The organism is Ramlibacter humi (genome assembly GCF_004681975.1).
In the GTDB taxonomy this organism is placed as follows: Bacteria; Pseudomonadota; Gammaproteobacteria; order Burkholderiales; family Burkholderiaceae_C; genus Ramlibacter; species Ramlibacter humi.
Genome location: NZ_SMLK01000002.1, coordinates 46,485 through 62,533 on the forward strand (window position 1 = coordinate 46,485; position 16,049 = coordinate 62,533).

13 protein-coding genes and 1 riboswitch are annotated in these 16,049 nt (G+C 67.4%); of the genes, 6 read left to right on the plus strand and 7 right to left on the minus strand.

The features are described 5' to 3' along the window. Window positions 1–18: 18 nt before the first annotated feature. Window positions 19–1,011, plus strand: coding sequence for an ABC transporter ATP-binding protein (locus EZ216_RS07755; protein ID WP_135249184.1), 993 nt, complete (start codon window positions 19–21; stop codon window positions 1,009–1,011). Beyond that, the gene (locus EZ216_RS07760) at window positions 1,008–2,018 is read left to right on the plus strand and encodes an ABC transporter ATP-binding protein (RefSeq protein ID WP_135249185.1); all 1,011 of its coding nucleotides are present in this window, start codon (window positions 1,008–1,010) and stop codon (window positions 2,016–2,018) included. Before EZ216_RS07755 ends, EZ216_RS07760 begins: the two co-directional genes overlap by 4 nt. 72 nt (window positions 2,019–2,090) lie before the next feature. On the opposite strand, the gene EZ216_RS07765 is transcribed toward EZ216_RS07760, so the two are convergent. Both EZ216_RS07765 and zwf read right to left on the minus strand, forming a co-directional pair. Next, window positions 2,091–2,939: a MurR/RpiR family transcriptional regulator gene (locus EZ216_RS07765; protein WP_135249768.1), complete on the minus strand. Its 849-nt coding sequence runs from the start codon at window positions 2,937–2,939 to the stop codon at window positions 2,091–2,093. 20 nt (window positions 2,940–2,959) lie between these two features. Next, the gene (zwf, locus tag EZ216_RS07770) at window positions 2,960–4,414 is read right to left on the minus strand and encodes a glucose-6-phosphate dehydrogenase (RefSeq protein ID WP_135249186.1); all 1,455 of its coding nucleotides are present in this window, start codon (window positions 4,412–4,414) and stop codon (window positions 2,960–2,962) included. Window positions 4,415–4,593: 179 nt separating this feature from the next. Between zwf and tal the strand changes: the two genes are divergently transcribed. Both tal and pgi read left to right on the plus strand, forming a co-directional pair. Continuing rightward, entirely contained in the window at window positions 4,594–5,541 is a 948-nt protein-coding gene (gene tal, locus EZ216_RS07775) for a transaldolase (RefSeq protein ID WP_135249187.1), read from the plus strand. A 2-nt stretch (window positions 5,542–5,543) separates the two neighbouring features. Further along, window positions 5,544–7,097, plus strand: coding sequence for a glucose-6-phosphate isomerase (gene pgi / locus EZ216_RS07780; RefSeq protein WP_135249188.1), 1,554 nt, complete (start codon window positions 5,544–5,546; stop codon window positions 7,095–7,097). Window positions 7,098–7,336: 239 nt separating this feature from the next. Here pgi and groL read toward each other — a convergent pair whose 3' ends face one another. Further along, a complete protein-coding gene (gene groL / locus EZ216_RS07785) occupies window positions 7,337–8,980 on the minus strand; it encodes a chaperonin GroEL (RefSeq protein WP_135249189.1) in 1,644 nt (547 codons plus the stop codon). 44 nt (window positions 8,981–9,024) lie between these two features. Then, window positions 9,025–9,315, minus strand: coding sequence for a co-chaperone GroES (groES, locus tag EZ216_RS07790; RefSeq protein WP_135249190.1), 291 nt, complete (start codon window positions 9,313–9,315; stop codon window positions 9,025–9,027). Window positions 9,316–9,669: 354 nt separating this feature from the next. Between groES and EZ216_RS07795 the strand changes: the two genes are divergently transcribed. Then, window positions 9,670–11,328, plus strand: coding sequence for an NHL repeat-containing protein (locus EZ216_RS07795; RefSeq protein ID WP_135249191.1), 1,659 nt, complete (start codon window positions 9,670–9,672; stop codon window positions 11,326–11,328). A gap of 77 nt (window positions 11,329–11,405) precedes the next feature. On the opposite strand, the gene ribB is transcribed toward EZ216_RS07795, so the two are convergent. Further along, a complete protein-coding gene (ribB, locus tag EZ216_RS07800) occupies window positions 11,406–12,068 on the minus strand; it encodes a 3,4-dihydroxy-2-butanone-4-phosphate synthase (protein WP_135249192.1) in 663 nt (220 codons plus the stop codon). Between the two features lie 112 nt (window positions 12,069–12,180). Further along, a riboswitch (FMN riboswitch) is annotated at window positions 12,181–12,337 on the minus strand. Between the two features lie 49 nt (window positions 12,338–12,386). On the opposite strand from ribB, the gene EZ216_RS07805 reads away from it, so the two are divergent. Beyond that, the gene (locus tag EZ216_RS07805) at window positions 12,387–13,334 is read left to right on the plus strand and encodes a DMT family transporter (protein WP_239024313.1); all 948 of its coding nucleotides are present in this window, start codon (window positions 12,387–12,389) and stop codon (window positions 13,332–13,334) included. On the opposite strand, the gene EZ216_RS07810 is transcribed toward EZ216_RS07805, so the two are convergent. Further along, the gene (locus EZ216_RS07810; RefSeq protein WP_135249193.1) at window positions 13,335–15,098 is read right to left on the minus strand and encodes an ABC transporter ATP-binding protein/permease; all 1,764 of its coding nucleotides are present in this window, start codon (window positions 15,096–15,098) and stop codon (window positions 13,335–13,337) included. 48 nt (window positions 15,099–15,146) lie between these two features. Then, window positions 15,147–16,049, minus strand: coding sequence for a 5'-nucleotidase (locus EZ216_RS07815; RefSeq protein WP_135249194.1), 903 nt, complete (start codon window positions 16,047–16,049; stop codon window positions 15,147–15,149).

The following is a 16,049-nucleotide window of genomic DNA, read 5'->3' on the forward strand; positions in this document are numbered from 1 at the left end:
CAAGAAGGAAAGCGCGCGATGAGCCTGCTGGAAGTCCAAAACCTGATCGTCGAGTTCCCCAACCGCCGCGGCACGCTGCGCGCCCTGGACGACATCTCGTTCTCCATCGCGCCGGGCGAAGTGCTGGGCGTGGTGGGCGAGTCCGGCGCCGGCAAGAGCCTGACGGGCGCCGCCATCATCGGCCTGCTGGAGCCGCCCGGGCGCATCGCCTCCGGGCAGGTGCTGCTGGAAGGCCAGCGCATCGACAACCTGCGCTACGAGCAGATGCGCCACATCCGCGGCCGCAAGATCGGCGCGATCTTCCAGGACCCGCTCACTTCGCTGAACCCGCTGTACACCATCGGCCGCCAGCTGGTGGAGACCATCCAGGCGCACTTGCCGGTGGGCGCGGCCGAGGCGCGCCGCCGCGCCGTCGCGCTGCTGGAAGACACGGGCATCCCCGCCGCGGCCGAGCGCATCGACCACTACCCGCACCAGTTTTCCGGCGGCATGCGCCAGCGCGTGGTCATCGCGCTCGCCCTCGCGGCGGAGCCCAAGCTCATCGTCGCCGACGAGCCCACCACCGCGCTGGACGTCTCCATCCAGGCGCAGATCATCCAGTTGCTCAAACGCATCTGCCGCGACCGTGGCGCCGCGGTGATGCTCATCACGCACGACATGGGCGTCATCGCCGAAACCTGCGACCGCGTGGCCGTGATGTACGCGGGCCGTATCGCCGAGATCGGGCCGGTGCACGAGGTGATCAACACGCCGGCGCACCCATACACGATGGGCTTGATGGCCTCCATACCCGACATGGAAAGCGACCGTGAGCGGCTCAACCAGATCGACGGCGCGATGCCGCGGCTGAACGCCATCCCGCCCGGTTGCCCCTACAACCCGCGCTGTCCGCGCGTGTTCGAACGCTGCACCCAGGAACGTCCCGAACTGCTGTCCGCCGGCGCCACGCGCGCGGCCTGCTGGCTGCACGACGCGCATTCGTCCACTGCCGCCGCGAAGGCTGCCGCATGAGCGCCGTGACGAACAGCACCGCGTTCGTCCAGGCGCGCGACCTGGCCAAGACATTCGACGTTTCCGCGCCTTGGCTCAACCGCGTGCTGGAGCGCAAGCCGCGCCAGCTGCTGCACGCGGTGGACGGTGTCAGCTTCGAGATCGAGAAGGGCCAGACGCTGGCGCTGGTCGGCGAATCCGGCTGCGGCAAGAGCACGGTGGCCCGCCTGCTGGTCGGCTTGTACGAACCTTCCCGCGGTGGCTTCACCTTCGACGGCACCGACGCCCATGCCACGTTCCGCGGCGGCGACAGCCGCAAACTGCGCCGCCGCATCCAGATGATCTTCCAGGATCCCTATGCCAGCCTGAACCCGCGCTGGAAGGTGGAAGACATCGTGGCCGAACCGCTGCGCGAACACGGGCTGCTGTCGGATCCCGCGCAGCTGCGTGACCGCGTGGGCCAGCTGCTGCAAAGCGTCGGCCTGTCGCCGCTGGACATGGCCAAGTACCCGCACCAGTTCTCCGGCGGGCAGCGCCAGCGCATCTCCATCGCGCGCGCACTGGCCACCGAGCCCGAGTTCCTGGTGTGCGACGAGCCCACCAGCGCGCTGGACGTCAGCGTGCAGGCGCAGGTGCTCAACATCATGAAGGACCTGCAGCGCAAGCAGGGCCTCACGTACCTCTTCATCTCGCACAACCTGGCCGTGGTGCGCCACGTGGCCGACCAGGTCGGCGTGATGTACCTGGGCCGCGTGGTGGAACTTGCCGGCAAGCACCACCTGTTCGGCAGCCCGCGCCACCCGTACACGCGCATGCTGCTGGACGCGATCCCGAAGATGCACGACACGGGCCGCGCGCGCACGCCGGTGCAAGGCGAGGTGCCCAATCCGTTGAACCCGCCCGCCGGCTGCGCTTTCAATCCGCGCTGCCCGCACGCCAACGACCGCTGCCGCAACGAGAGGCCGGCGCTGCTGTCCATCGGCGGCATCCGCATCGCGTGCCACGCGGTGGAGGAAGGGCGGATCTGAATCGCGGCGGACGCGGCTTTACGCGTACCGCTGAGGCATGAAATGGATCCCCGCCTGCGCGGGGACTTGGGACTACGCGTACCGCTTCGTCCTCAGGTTGTTCTTCATCTCGCGCAGCAGCGGTTGCAGCCGCGCGCCACCGATCTTCAGCGCGACGCAGGTGGCCAGCACGTCGATGATCATCAGGTGCAGCAGCCGCGACACCATCGGGCTGTAGCGGTCGTACCCTTCGGGATGATCCGCCGCCAGATGGATGTGTCCCGCCGTCGCCAACGGCGAACCGCTTGCCGTGATGACGATGGTGGTCGCGCCGTTCTTGCGCGCGATGTCGCAGGCGTCCATCAGGTCGCGCGTGCGGCCCGAGTTGGACACGATCACCGCGCAGTCGCCCGGCCCCAGCAGCGAAGCGCCCATCACCTGCATGTGCCCGTCGCTGTACGCGATGGTGTTCACGCCCAGCCGGAAGAACTTGTGCTGGCCGTCCTGCGCCACGATGCCCGAGTTGCCGGCGCCATAGAACTCGATGCGCCGCCCCGTCTGGTACGTCGCGGCCAGCGCTTCGGAGGCGCGCTCGATCGCCCAGGTGGACGCGTCGTTGCGGTACTTCAGGAAAGCGGCGACCGTGTTGTCGATCACCTTCACCAGCACGTCGCCGGCCTTGTCGTCGGGGTCCACGCTGCGGTGGATGAACGGCACGCCTTCGCTCACGCTGCCGGCCAGCTTCAGCTTGAAGTCCGACAGGCCGTCGTAGCCCATGCTGCGGCAGAAGCGCACGACCGTGGGCTTGCTCACGTGCGCGCGCTCGGCGAGCTCGCTGACCGGCAGGTTGGAGAAGGCGCGCGGGTCTTCCAGCACCAGCTTCGCCACGCGTTGCTCGGCGGCGGCCAGCGAAGGCAGGGAGGCCTTGATGCGGTCCAGCATCGTGCCGCCCGTGCCGGCGTTCATTGCTCCTCGCTCCAGCAGAAACCGTCGCGCGCGATCATCGCGCTGGCGGCGCTCGGCCCCCAGCTGCCGGCCGCGTAGGGCCGCAGGCCCGATTCGTTGCCTTGCCACGCATCCAGCAGCGGCTCCACCCAGCGCCATGCCGCTTCCTGCTCGTCGCTGCGGACGAACAGGTTCAGGCGCCCGTCGATCACGTCCAGCAGCAGGCGTTCGTAGGCGCCCACGCGCTCGGAACCGAAGCGCTTGTCGAAGTCCAGGTCCAGGTGCACCGGCGCGAGCGACTGGTCGTTGCGCCGGTTCTCCTGCCCCTGTGCCAGCAGATGAAGCTGCAGGCCGTCGCGCGGCTGCAGCTGGATCACCAGGCGGTTGGCGCCGCCCAGCGGCGTGCGGAAGATCGCGTGCGGCGCGGCCCGGAAGTTCACCACGATGTGCGCGTCGCGCGCGGCCAGCCGCTTGCCGGTACGGATGTAGAACGGCACGCCGGCCCAGCGCCAGTTGGCGATGACGCCACGCAGCGCGACGAATGTCTCGGTCGTGCTCGCGGGATTCACGCCCGGCTCGTCGCGGTAACCCGGAACTGACTCGCCACCGACGTTGCCGGCGGCATACTGGCCGCGGACGGCGAACTGGTTGATGGCCTCGGGCGTCCAGGGCCGCAAGGACCGCAGCACCTTGAGCTTCTCGTCGCGGATGGCGTCGGCGTCGCTGCTGATGGGCGGCTCCATCGCCAGCGCGCAGACGAGTTGCAGCGCATGGTTCTGCACCATGTCACGCAGCGCGCCGGTCTGGTCGTAGAACGCGCCGCGCTTTTCCACGCCGATGTCCTCGGCGATGGTCACCTGGATGTTGGCGATGTGCTCGCGGCGCCAAAGCGGCTCGAAGAGCGAGTTGCCGAAGCGCAGCGCGAAGAGGTTCTGCACCGCCGGCTTGCCCAGGTAGTGGTCGATGCGGAACACCTGCTGCTCGCTGAAGCCGCGCCGCACCACGGCGTTGATCTCGCGGTTGCTTTCCAGGTCGTGGCCGAGCGGCTTTTCCAGCACGATGCGCGTGCGCGGCGTGTTCAGCCCGGCGGCGGCGAGTTGCTCGCAGGCCTGCATGAAGAGGCTGGGCGCCGTGGCGAGGTACATCACCACCTGGTCGGCATTGCGCTGCTCCAGCCGGTCCTTCAGTCGCGCATAGTCTTCGGGCCTGGACAGGTCCATGCGCTGGAACTGCAGCAGCTGCGCGAAGCGGCCGAACTCCTCGGGGCTGGGCCGCTTGGCCAGGTCGACGTGGCCGAAGCGCTGCTGGATGAGTTCGCGGTACTGCTCGTGGCTGAGATCGTCGCGCGCCACGCCGATGATGCGGCCGTCTTTCGGCAGCGTGCCGTGGCGGAAGGCCTGGAACAGCGCCGGCAGCAGCTTGCGCCAGGCCAGGTCGCCGGTGCCACCGAACAGGACGAGGTCGAAGCTCATGGACAGGTCCTTGGAATGAATGAGCGACTGTAACTTGGTTTCAGGTTTGGTGCCGGGCGCGCGTCGCGCTGCTGCCAGATGTACAAAGCATTTCGCCAGGCACGGCCGTAATCGAGTTACGCCTTTATGGGCACTCCGTTCGCCCCCACCGGCGGCGCTGCTGCGCCTATCATCGGCGCATGAACCAACTCGAAGCCCTGAAGCAGTTCACCACGGTGGTGGCCGACACCGGCGACTTCCGCCAGCTGGCGCAGTTCCACCCGCAGGACGCGACGACCAACCCTTCGCTCATCCTCAAGGCCGTGCAGAAGGCCGACTACGCGCCGCTGCTCAAGGAGACCATGGCCAGGTACCGCGCCAAGCCGCTGGACGAAACCATGGACCGGCTGCTGGTGCGTTTCGGCCGTGAGATTCTCGCGCTGATCCCGGGCCGCGTGTCGACGGAAGTGGATGCGCGCCTGAGCTTCGACACCATGGCCACGGTCTCGCGCGGCGAGCGCCTGATCGAGATGTACCAGGCCGAAGGCGTGCCCACCGAGCGCGTGCTGATCAAGGTGGCGTCGACGTGGGAAGGCATCCAGGCCGCGGAAAAGCTGGAGCGGCGCGGCATCAGCACCAACCTCACGCTGCTGTTCTCGTTCTGCCAGGCGGTGGCGTGCGGGCAAGCCAAGGTCCAGCTGGTCTCGCCCTTCGTCGGCCGCATCTACGACTGGTACAAGAAGTCGGCGGGCGCATCGTGGGACGAGGCCGCCAGCTCGGGCGCCAACGATCCCGGCGTGAAGTCCGTGCGGCAGATCTACCTGCACTACAAGCACTTCGGCATCAAGACCGAGGTGATGGGCGCCAGCTTCCGCAACACGGGGCAGATCATCGCGCTGGCCGGTTGCGACCTGCTCACCATCAGCCCGGAGCTGCTGGCGCAACTCGCCACTTCCGATGCACCGGTGGCGCGCGCGCTGGATCCCGACCATGCGAAGAAGCTGGACCTCGCGCCGGTCAACTACGACGAAGCCGGCTTCCGCTACGCGCTGAACGAGGACGCAATGGCCACCGAGAAGCTCGCCGAAGGCATCCGCGCGTTCGCGGCCGACGCCGTGAAGCTCGAAAAGCTGTTGAAGGAGGCCTGAGCATGGCCAGCTCCGCTCAGCGCTGCGACGAGACGCAGGCCTGGGGATCGCTGCGGCTGCACTTTGAGGCCGCGGGTCGCGACTTCGACGTGCGTGACGCTTTCGCGAAAGATCCGGCGCGGGCCGCCGCTTTCAGCTTCGAGGCGCCGCACGTGTTCGCGGACCTCTCGAAGAACCGCGTGGACGTGCAAGCCGATCGCCTGCTGTTGCAACTGGCGCGCGACTGCGCGCTGGAAGCGCAGCGGGACGCGATGTTCGCCGGCGCCACGGCGAATGCGACCGAAGGCCGCCAGGTCATGCACTGGCTGCTGCGCACGCCGAAGGATGCGGCGGCCGGCAAAGAAGTGGCAGACGAGCTTGCGAAGGTGCACGAGACGTTGGACGCGATGCTGGCGTTCGCGCAACAGGTGCGTGCCGACGGGCAGATCACCGACGTGGTGAACATCGGCATCGGCGGCTCCGACCTGGGGCCGCAGATGGCGGTGATCGCGCTGGATGAATTCGTCGCGCCGGGCAAGCGCTTCCACTTCGTCTCCAACATCGACGGGCACGAGCTGGCTTCGGTGCTGCGGCAACTGAAGCCGCGGAACACGCTGTTCCTCATCGCTTCCAAGACGTTCACGACGCTGGAGACGATGACCAATGCGCGCTCGGCCAAGCGCTGGTTCGAGCAGAACGGCGGCACCGACGTCGCGCGCCATTTCGCGGCGCTTACCACCAACGTGGAGGCCGCCGCGGAATTCGGCATCGAACGCACCTTCGGCTTCTGGGACTGGGTGGGCGGCCGCTACTCGGTGTGGTCCGCCATCGGCCTGCCCATCGCCATCGCGGTGGGAGCTGGCCGGTTCCGCGACATGCTGGCCGGCGCGCACGCGATGGACCAGCACTTCCAGCACGAGCCGCTGGAGCGCAACTTGCCCGTGCGCCTGGCCTTGCTGGACGTCTGGTACCGCGACTTCCACGGCTTCGCCAGCCGCAGCGTGGCGCCGTACCACAGCGCCTTGCGCCGGCTGCCCGCGTACCTGCAGCAGCTGGAGATGGAAAGCAACGGCAAGCGCGTGGACCGCGACGGCCGCGAAGTGCCCTATGGCACCTCGCCCGTGGTGTGGGGCGAGCCCGGCACCAACGGCCAGCACGCGTACTTCCAGATGCTGCACCAGGGCACCGACGTCGTGCCGGTGGAGTTCATCGCGGTGAGGCGGCCCGCGCACGAGTTGGCCGAGCACCACCCCCAACTGCTGGCCAACGTGCTGGCGCAAGCCGCCGCGCTGATGCGGGGCAAGAGCGACCCCGGCGGTCACAAGCATTTCCCCGGCAACCGTCCCAGTACGATGTTCGTGCTGGACCGCCTGGACCCGGCGAGCTTCGGCGCGCTGATCGCGCTCTACGAACACCGCGTGTTCTGCGCTGGCGCGATCTGGGGCATCAACAGTTTCGACCAGTGGGGTGTGGAATTGGGGAAGGTGCTGGCGAAGGACATCGCGCCGCGATTGCAGAGCGCTGATACGAACGGACTCGATCCGTCGACCGCGCAGTTGATCAAACGCCTTCGGTAGCACAACCGCCGGAGCGCCCCCACCCCGACCCTCCCCCAGAGGGGAGGGAGGAAGAAGAAACATGACCGCAGGTCGAACCGTTCGCGCGGAATAACATGCAGCGCGAACACCCTTTGAGGAAGGATCCGGCTTCGCCGGTCCTTCCTCAACTGATCAACCAAAAGAAAAGGCCGGGCAGAGCCCGGCCTTTTCTTTTGAGCCACCTGCAAATCGCTGCGCGATTTGCAGGTGAGGACACCTTACATGTCCATGCCGCCCATGCCGCCCATGCCGCCGGGCATGCCGCCCGCGGCCGGAGCTTCTTCCTTCGGCGCCTCGGCAACCATGGCTTCGGTCGTCAGCATCAGCGACGCGACGGACGCGGCGTTCTGCAGGGCCGTGCGGGTGACCTTGGTGGGATCCAGGATGCCCATCTCGATCATGTCGCCGTAGGTGTCGTTCGCGGCGTTGAAGCCGTAGTTGCCCTTGCCGCCCAGCACGGCGTTGACCACCACGGAGGCTTCGCCACCGGCGTTGTAGACGATCTCGCGCAGCGGGGCTTCGATGGCCTTCAGGACCAGCTTGATGCCGGCGTCCTGGTCGGCGTTGTCGCCCTTGATCGTGCCCGCGGCCTGCTTGGCACGCAGCAGCGCCACGCCGCCGCCGGCCACGATGCCTTCTTCCACGGCAGCGCGGGTGGCGTGCAGCGCGTCTTCCACGCGAGCCTTCTTTTCTTTCATCTCGACTTCGGTGGCGGCACCGACCTTGATCACCGCAACGCCGCCGGCCAGCTTGGCCACGCGCTCTTGCAGCTTCTCGCGGTCGTAGTCGCTGGTCGCTTCCTCGATCTGCACGCGGATCTGCTTGACGCGCGCTTCGATGTCGGCCGCGGCGCCGGCGCCGTCGATCAGGGTGGTGTTTTCCTTGCCCACTTCGATGCGCTTGGCCTGGCCCAGGTCGGCCAGGGTCACCTTCTCGAGCGTCAGGCCCACTTCCTCGGCGATCACCTTGCCGCCCGTCAGGATGGCGATGTCTTCCAGCATGGCCTTGCGGCGGTCGCCGAAGCCCGGCGCCTTGACGGCCACGACCTTCAGGATGCCGCGGATGGTGTTGACCACCAGGGTGGCCAGCGCTTCGCCTTCGACTTCTTCGGCGACGATCAGCAGCGGACGGCCCGCCTTCGCCACCTGTTCCAGCGTGGGCAGCAGGTCGCGGATGTTGCTGATCTTCTTGTCGTACAGCAGCACGAACGGGTTCTCGAGGATCGCGCTCTGCTTCTCGGGGTTGTTGATGAAGTAGGGCGACAGGTAGCCGCGGTCGAACTGCATGCCTTCGACGACGTCCAGTTCGTTCTGCAGGGACTTGCCGTCCTCGACGGTGATCACGCCTTCCTTGCCGACCTTGTCCATCGCGTCGGCGATGATCTTGCCGATCGACTCGTCGCTGTTGGCGGAGATGGAGCCGACCTGGGCGATCTCCTTGGAGGTCGTGGTGGGCTTGGAGGCCTTCTTCAGCTGCTCCGTCAGGGCCAGCACGGCCTTGTCGATGCCGCGCTTGAGGTCCATCGGGTTCATGCCGGCGGCCACGTACTTCATGCCTTCGCGCACGATGGCCTGGGCCAGCACGGTGGCGGTGGTGGTGCCGTCACCGGCGTTGTCGCTGGTCTTGGAAGCCACTTCCTTGACCATCTGCGCGCCCATGTTCTGCAGCTTGTCCTTCAGCTCGATTTCCTTGGCCACGGACACGCCGTCCTTGGTCACGGTGGGGGCGCCGAAAGAGCGCTCGAGCACCACGTTGCGGCCCTTGGGGCCCAGGGTCACTTTCACCGCGTTGGCGAGGATGTTCACGCCTTCGACCATGCGGGCGCGGGCATCACCGCCGAAAACCACGTCTTTTGCTGCCATGTTCTTGACTCCGAAAATTCAGTTGGGGAGGAGGTTGGCGGGGATTACTTCTCGACGACCGCGAACAGGTCGTCTTCCTTCATCACCAGGAGCTCGTCGCCGTCGACCTTGACGGTCTGGCCGCTGTACTTGCCGAACAGCACGCGGTCGCCGACCTTGACGTTCAGGGCGATGAGGTCGCCCTTGTCGCTCTTGCGGCCGGGGCCCACGGCCAGCACTTCACCCTGGTCGGGCTTCTCGGCGGCGTTGTCCGGGATGACGATGCCAGAGGCGGTCTTGGTCTCGTTTTCCAGGCGCTTGACGATCACGCGGTCGTGCAGCGGACGAAGTTTCATTGGATCTCCTTGGAAGGCTTCGTTGACATCAAAAGGCGCCAACGAATGTTAGCGCCTCTTAACTTGTGGGAGGAATGCCAAGCTCATGTGTTAGCACTCAACTCTCGCGAGTGCTAATGATAGGGCATTCGATGTCGGTTTCAAGACCCCCGGCATGTAGGACGGCTACAGGCTCTTCCAGCCGATGGGTCGATCTGCAGCCGCGGGGCGCGAGCAGGCAAGCAGCGCGGAGGGCGCTGGACGCTTTCATGCATACGCATGACGTGGACTCGAGGTCCGTGATTTGTTCGGCAGGCCGGGCAGGAACGTTGTACTGACCATGCACGATTTGAAGCAGCCGGGCTGCGCACCATCATGGAAGACCAAGCCGCGCACGAGAGCGTGCGCCCACCGTCCTGCCCCGAAGCCTCCATGACATCCCCCAGCCGCATTCCCTCCTGCCGCCCGCGTGGCACCCATCTCCATCTGGCCGTGACGCTCCTGTCGGCCGCCATGATCGCCAGTTGCGGCGGTGGCAGCGGTGGCGGCGGCAGCGCAGGTGGCAGCGACAGCGCGCAGCAGACCCTGTCCTCGGCGACGTTCAGCAAGGCGCCTCCCGCGCTGGCCAGAACGGACACGGTCGTGATCCGCTTCGACGCGCCGGCCGACACCGCCAGTCTGGTGCTCGGCGGAGGCCTGTCCGCCGAAGCGACCGGCACATGGTCCAGCACTTCGGCCGAGAACGACACGTACACGCTCTCTCCCGCGTCTGGCAACTGGACGGTCGGCGAAGGCAAGGACATCACCGTGTCGGTCAAAGGCAAGGCCGGCGGCAGCGCGTCGGCGGCCGCCAGCTACGTCGTGCCGCTGGCCATCGCGAATTTCGCGCCGGCGGTCGCCGCGATCGGCCAGGCGAATCTCACGTCCCGAATTCCGAACAGCGGCACCATTGGCTCAGTGGTGGCGGGGGGGATGAACACCCCCTACGGCAACGTCGCTATCGCACCCGACGGCAAGGTGTTCATCTCCGACTACAACAACAACCGGGTGCTGGGATTCAATTCGCTTCCCACGGCCAGCGGCGCGAACGCGGACATCGTGCTGGGCCAGCCGGACTTCGTCACCGGCACCTACCCGGGCGCGCCGACGCGCTCCGTCATTGGAAGCCCGCAGGGTGCGGCCATCGGTGCCGGCAAGATGGCCGTCGTCGACTATGCATATAGCCGCGTCCTGATCTACAACGCGGTACCCACCGCTTCCGGCGCGCTTCCCGACGTCGTGGTGGGCGCTTCCGGCTTCACTACCTCGGCCCCCGGCTGCGGCGCCGCGAAGCTGAATCTGCCTTACGCCGTGTTCATCACGCAGGACGGGCGCCTGCTCGTGGCCGACAGCGGCAACAACCGGGTGCTGATCTGGAACAGCGTTCCCACGACGAATGGCGCATCCCCGGATCTGGTGCTCGGGCAAGGCAGCTTGACGACATGCGCGCGCAACGACGACGACCAGAACGCCGCGCCGGATGTGCAGCCTAGCGCGCGGACCTTCGACGACCCGCAGGGCATCTGGACGGATGGCACCCGCCTGGCGATCATCGACCGCCAGAACAACCGCGTGCTGATCTGGAAAACGTTCCCGACGTCCAACTTCCAGCCCGCCGACATCGTCCTGGGCCACTCGTCCTTCAACCTGAACCAGCCCAACGATGGCAACCCCCTGCCCAGCGCACAGACCCTGGACCACCCGAGTGCAGGCATCCACTCCAACGGCGTGCAGTTCGCCGTCGCGGACGACAGCAACAACCGCGTCCTGATCTGGAACACTTTCCCCACCAGGAACTTCCAGCCTGCCGATGTGGTCCTGGGGCAAGGTGCCTTCGACATGGCCACGAAGAACGACGACAACCAGGACAGGACCAACGACCTGGCCGCCACGGCGCGGACGATGTCCACGCCCATCGGCGTGCGGTTCTACAAGGACAAGCTGCTCGTCACGGATCTCGACAACAACCGCGTGCTGGTCATCCCGTCACGGTAAATGCGCATGTCCCGGCCCCTCCCTGCGAGGGCCGGGATCGAGATCGATCGCCTTGATGAAGGTGCGGCCCCGGTCTTTCAGAGTGGGACGCGCTGCAGGCGCCGGTACTCGGTGATCGCTTCGACGGTGGTGCACAGCAGGCCGTGCGCCTTCGCGAAAGCCGCCACCTGCTCGCCGCGCGCCATGCTGCCGTCCGGGTTCATCAACTCGCACAGCACACCGGCGGGCTGAAGGCCGGACAGCCGCGCGAGGTCCACGGTGGCTTCGGTGTGCCCCTGGCGCTCCAGCACGCCGCCGGATCTGGCGACGAGCGGAAACACGTGGCCGGGCGAGACGATCTCGCTGCGCTCCAGCGTCGAGCGCAGCGCGCACTGGATGGTCTGCACGCGGTCGGCGGCGGAGACGCCCGTGGTCACGCCGTGCGAAGCCTCGATCGACTGCGTGAACGCGGTCGCGTGCTTCGAGCGGTTGACTTCGACCATTGGCCGCAGCTTCAGCTCGCTGGCCTTGGCGGGCAGCATGCAAAGGCACACGATGCCGCTGCCTTCGCGGATCATCAGCGCCATCACTTCCGGCGTGATGAGCTCGGCGGCGCAGATGAGGTCCGCTTCGTTCTCGCGGTCCGCGTCGTCCAGCACCAGCACGGGACGGCCGGCGCGGAAGGCATCCAGCACCTGCGGGATGGATGCCAGTTCGATGGTGGCGTGCGGGGACGCCGTGGGGGAGGGGGTGTCGATCATGAAACGCTCCTGTCGGTGGACGAACAAAAACGCTCCAAGGCTGCTGCGGAATGCGGCCGCTTCACTTGCACGCGAAGCGGCACGCGCCGCACCCGCTGCTTGCGCAGCGCGCGCGGATCTTCTTCCATCCGGACTGTGACCGTCGGCCCCGGCATCTGACCGGGTCTGCTGACCCCGCTGCGATCTTTCGACCGCACCGGGCGCTCGCGGGCTCGCGGCTTGCGCCGCCTACCGCCGGTGGGGAATTTCGCCCCGCCCTGAAGACCCGCCGAATGTAGCAAGCCGCGCGATCTATAGTTGCCGCCATGGAGACACGCGATGCCGGTTGATTTCGGGACCGGCCCTTGGCGGCGGCACCGGTGGGTGCGGCACGCCGCCATCGCGCAGCGCCGCGCGGGCAGGTTGCCGCCGGGAATGCGCGCACTGATGTGGTCGCTGACGTCGGGCCTGCTGTTCGTGCTGCTCAACGGCCTGATGCGCGAGCTTTCCTTGCAGCTCGCGCCGTTCGAGACACAGTTCCTGCGCTACCTGGCCGGCATCTGCGTGATGGCGCCCCTCGTGCTTCGCGGCGGCTGGCGCGCCTTCATCCCCAAGACCATCGGCGGCCAGTTCACGCGCGGCGCGGTGCACACGGCGGGCCTGTGCCTCTGGTTCATCGCCATCCCGCACATCTCGCTGGCGGACACGACGGCCATCGGCTTCACCACGCCCATCTTCATCATGGTGGGCGCGGTGCTGGTGTTCAAGGAACCCATGCGCTGGGAACGCTGGACCGCCGCGCTGGTCGGCTTCGGCGGCGTGCTCATCGTGGTGGGGCCGCAGTTGACGGGTTCGAGCGGCTACTACGCGCTGGTGATGCTCGCGTCGTCGCCGGTGTTCGCGGCGTCGTTCCTCATCACCAAGGGCCTCACGCGCTACGAACGGGCCGAGGTCATCGTCGTGTGGCAGGCCATCACCGTCACCGCGTGCAGCCTGCCGTTCGCGCTGCTCGACTGGAAATGGCCGAGCGCGGGGCAGTGGCTGCTGTTCGTCTGCTGCGGCATCCTGGGCAGCTCGGGGCACTACTGCCTGACGCGTTCGTTCAGCATCGCCGACATCTCGGCCACGCAGTCGGTGAAGTTCCTCGACCTGGTGTGGGCCACATTGCTGGGCTGGCTGGCCTTCGGCGATCTGCCCGGCTTCTGGACGCTGGTGGGCGGCTCGGTGATCTGCGCTTCCACCGTGTGGATCGCCCGGCGCGAGGCGCGCGGCCGCGCGCCGGGCTGATCAGGCGGCGCGCACTTCGTACGCCGCGCCGCCGCCGGTGCGCGGTTCGCGCGGTTCGAACTCCCAGCGGCGGTCGTGGAAGGCTTCCAGCGACGGCCGGTGGGCGATGGACACGAGCCCGCCCTGCCGAGCGTCGATGCGCTCCTTCAACCGCCGGTAGAGCACTTCCTCGGCCTGCGGATCGAGCGCCGAAGTCGCTTCGTCCGCCAGCACCCAGCGCGGCTGCTTGAGGAACACGCGTGCCAGCGCCAGCCGCTGGCGTTCGCCGCCGGAGAGCTTCTGGCTCCACGCGTCTTCGTCATCCAGCCGCGACTTCAGTTGCGGCAACAGCGCGTCGTCCAGCGCCTGGCGCAATGCATCGTCGGAGTAGCGCGCGGCCGGTTCCGGGTAGGCCAGCGCGTTGCGCAGCGGCCCGTCCGGAAAGTAAGGCTGCTGCGGGATCGCCATCGCGTCCGCGGGCGCCGTGATGCGGCCCGATGCGAACGGCCAGATGCCACCGATGGCGCGCAGCAGAGTCGATTTGCCGCTGCCGGAAGGGCCTTTCACCAGCACGTGCTCACCCGGCGCGGCCCGCAGGTTCAGGCCCTCGGCGAGGATCGCACCGTTGGGCAGCCGGAGTCCCAGGCCCTCCGTCGCCAGCGCTTCGCCTTCCGCGGAGACCGTCTCGCCCGTGCCGCGCTCCTGCGCCGACAGGCTTTCCTCGAAGCTGGTCAGGCGATCCGCCGTCGCGCGCCAGGTGGCGAACGAGCTGTAGTTGTCCACCAGCCAGGCCAGCGAGTCCTGCACGCTGCCGAAAGCCGACGAAATCTGCATCAGCTCGCCCAGCTGGATGGCGCCGCTGAAGAAGCGCGGCGCCGCGACCAGGAACGGGAACACCACCGCCGCCTGCCCGAAGAACGTGGTGAACCACGTCAGGTTCTTTTGCGCACGGATCAGGCGCAGGTAGTTCGCCAGCACGTGCGAGAACCGCAGATCCAGGTGCGCGCGCTCCACGCCCTGGCCGCGGTCCAGCGCGATGGCTTCGCTGTATTCGCGCACCCGCACCATGTGGTGCCGGAAGTCGGCTTCCAGCCGCTGCTGCGCGAAGTTCAGGCCGATCTGCGGCCGGCCGATGAAGTGCGTGATGACGCTGCCGGCGATGCAGTACACCACCGCGGCCCACACCATGAAGCCGGGGATGTGGAAGCTGGTGCCGCCGACGCTGAAATCGAACGCGCCGCTCAGGCTCCACAGGATGCCCACGAAGCTGACCAGCGTGACCACCGAATTCAGCAGGCCCATGCTCAGCGACACGCTGTACGTGGTGAACAGGTTGAAGTCTTCCTGGATGCGCTGGTCGGGGTTGTCCGGCGTCGCGCCGGAAGCGGCGGCGAAGCGCGAGATCTCCAGCCGGTAGAACGCGTTGCCGTGCAGCCAGCGCTGCAGGTAGTGCCGCGTCATCCACGCGCGCCAGCGCATCTCCAGCAGCTGGGTCAGGTAGAAGCGGTAGACCGCGACGATGATGTACGCGAACGCCAGGTAGGTGAAGCGCCCCAGCTGTTCCCAGAACACCGGCTGGTTCTTCGCCTGCAGCGCGTCGTAGAACACGCGGTTCCACTCGTTCAGCTGCACCAGCAGGTACACCGCCGCGAGGTTCAGCACGATGATGGCGGCCAGCAGGCCGCGCGCCCGCCAGCGTTCGTCGGAATTGAAGTAGGGCTTGGCCAGCGCCCAGATGCGGCGCGTGGTGGCGGCGAACGCCGCGAATCGGGAGGTGGAGGCCATGGGCTTCGCTTGGAAAGGATGCGGGGCATCCTAGCGAAGCAGCCTGACTTATGCGCCCTGGTTGGTGATGCCGCCGGACACGTGGCCCGCGGGCACGTGCTGCGCGGCGTGCGCCACGTGCCGCGTCTGGTCGTCGAAGAAAAAGTCGGGTTCGAACTCGCGCAGGAACTCGCCCTTGGGCAGGCCGCCCAGGAACATCGCCTCGTCCACGTGGATGTTCCAGTGCATCAGCGTGCGGATGGCCCGCTCGTGCGCCGGCGCGCTGCGCGCCGTCACCAGCGCGGTGCGGATCTTCATCGCCGGCGTGCCGCTGGCCTGCAGGCGGTGCAGCGCCACCAGGAACGGCTTGAACGGGCCTTCGGGCAGCGGCTGCAGCACGTTGTCCGATTCGTGCTGCTGGAAGGCGTCGAGGCCGCGGTCCTGGAACACGCGCTCGGCCTGGTCGGAAAACAGCACGGCGTCGCCGTCGAAGGCGATGCGCACTTCGTTGGGGTAGTTGGCGCCGGCCTGCACCGACTCCGTCAGCACGCGCGCGGCGGGGAAGCCGGCGGCCAGCGCTTCCTTCACGTCTTCGGCATTGGCCGAAAGGAAGAGCTTGGCCTGCAGCGGCTTGAGGTAGCGGAACGGCGAACGGCCCTGCGTGAACACGCCGCGCTCCAGCTTGATCTCGTTGGCCTTGCCGGAGCGGAAGATGCGCATGCCCGACACCGGATCGTTGCGCGAGAGGATGACCACCTCCACGCGCTGCGCCTGGGCATCGTTGAAGGCCAGCAGCTTCTTCATGAGGGAGAACGCGATGCCCGGCCGGGCGGGCTGGTCCAGCCGCTGCAGCTGCAGCGCCATGTAGGCCTGCGCATCGCCGCTTTCGAAGATGCGGTTCTCTTCCTCGAAGTTGAAAAGGGCGCGCGACGAGATCGCGACCACCAGCTTGTCGTCGGCGAACACGCTCAC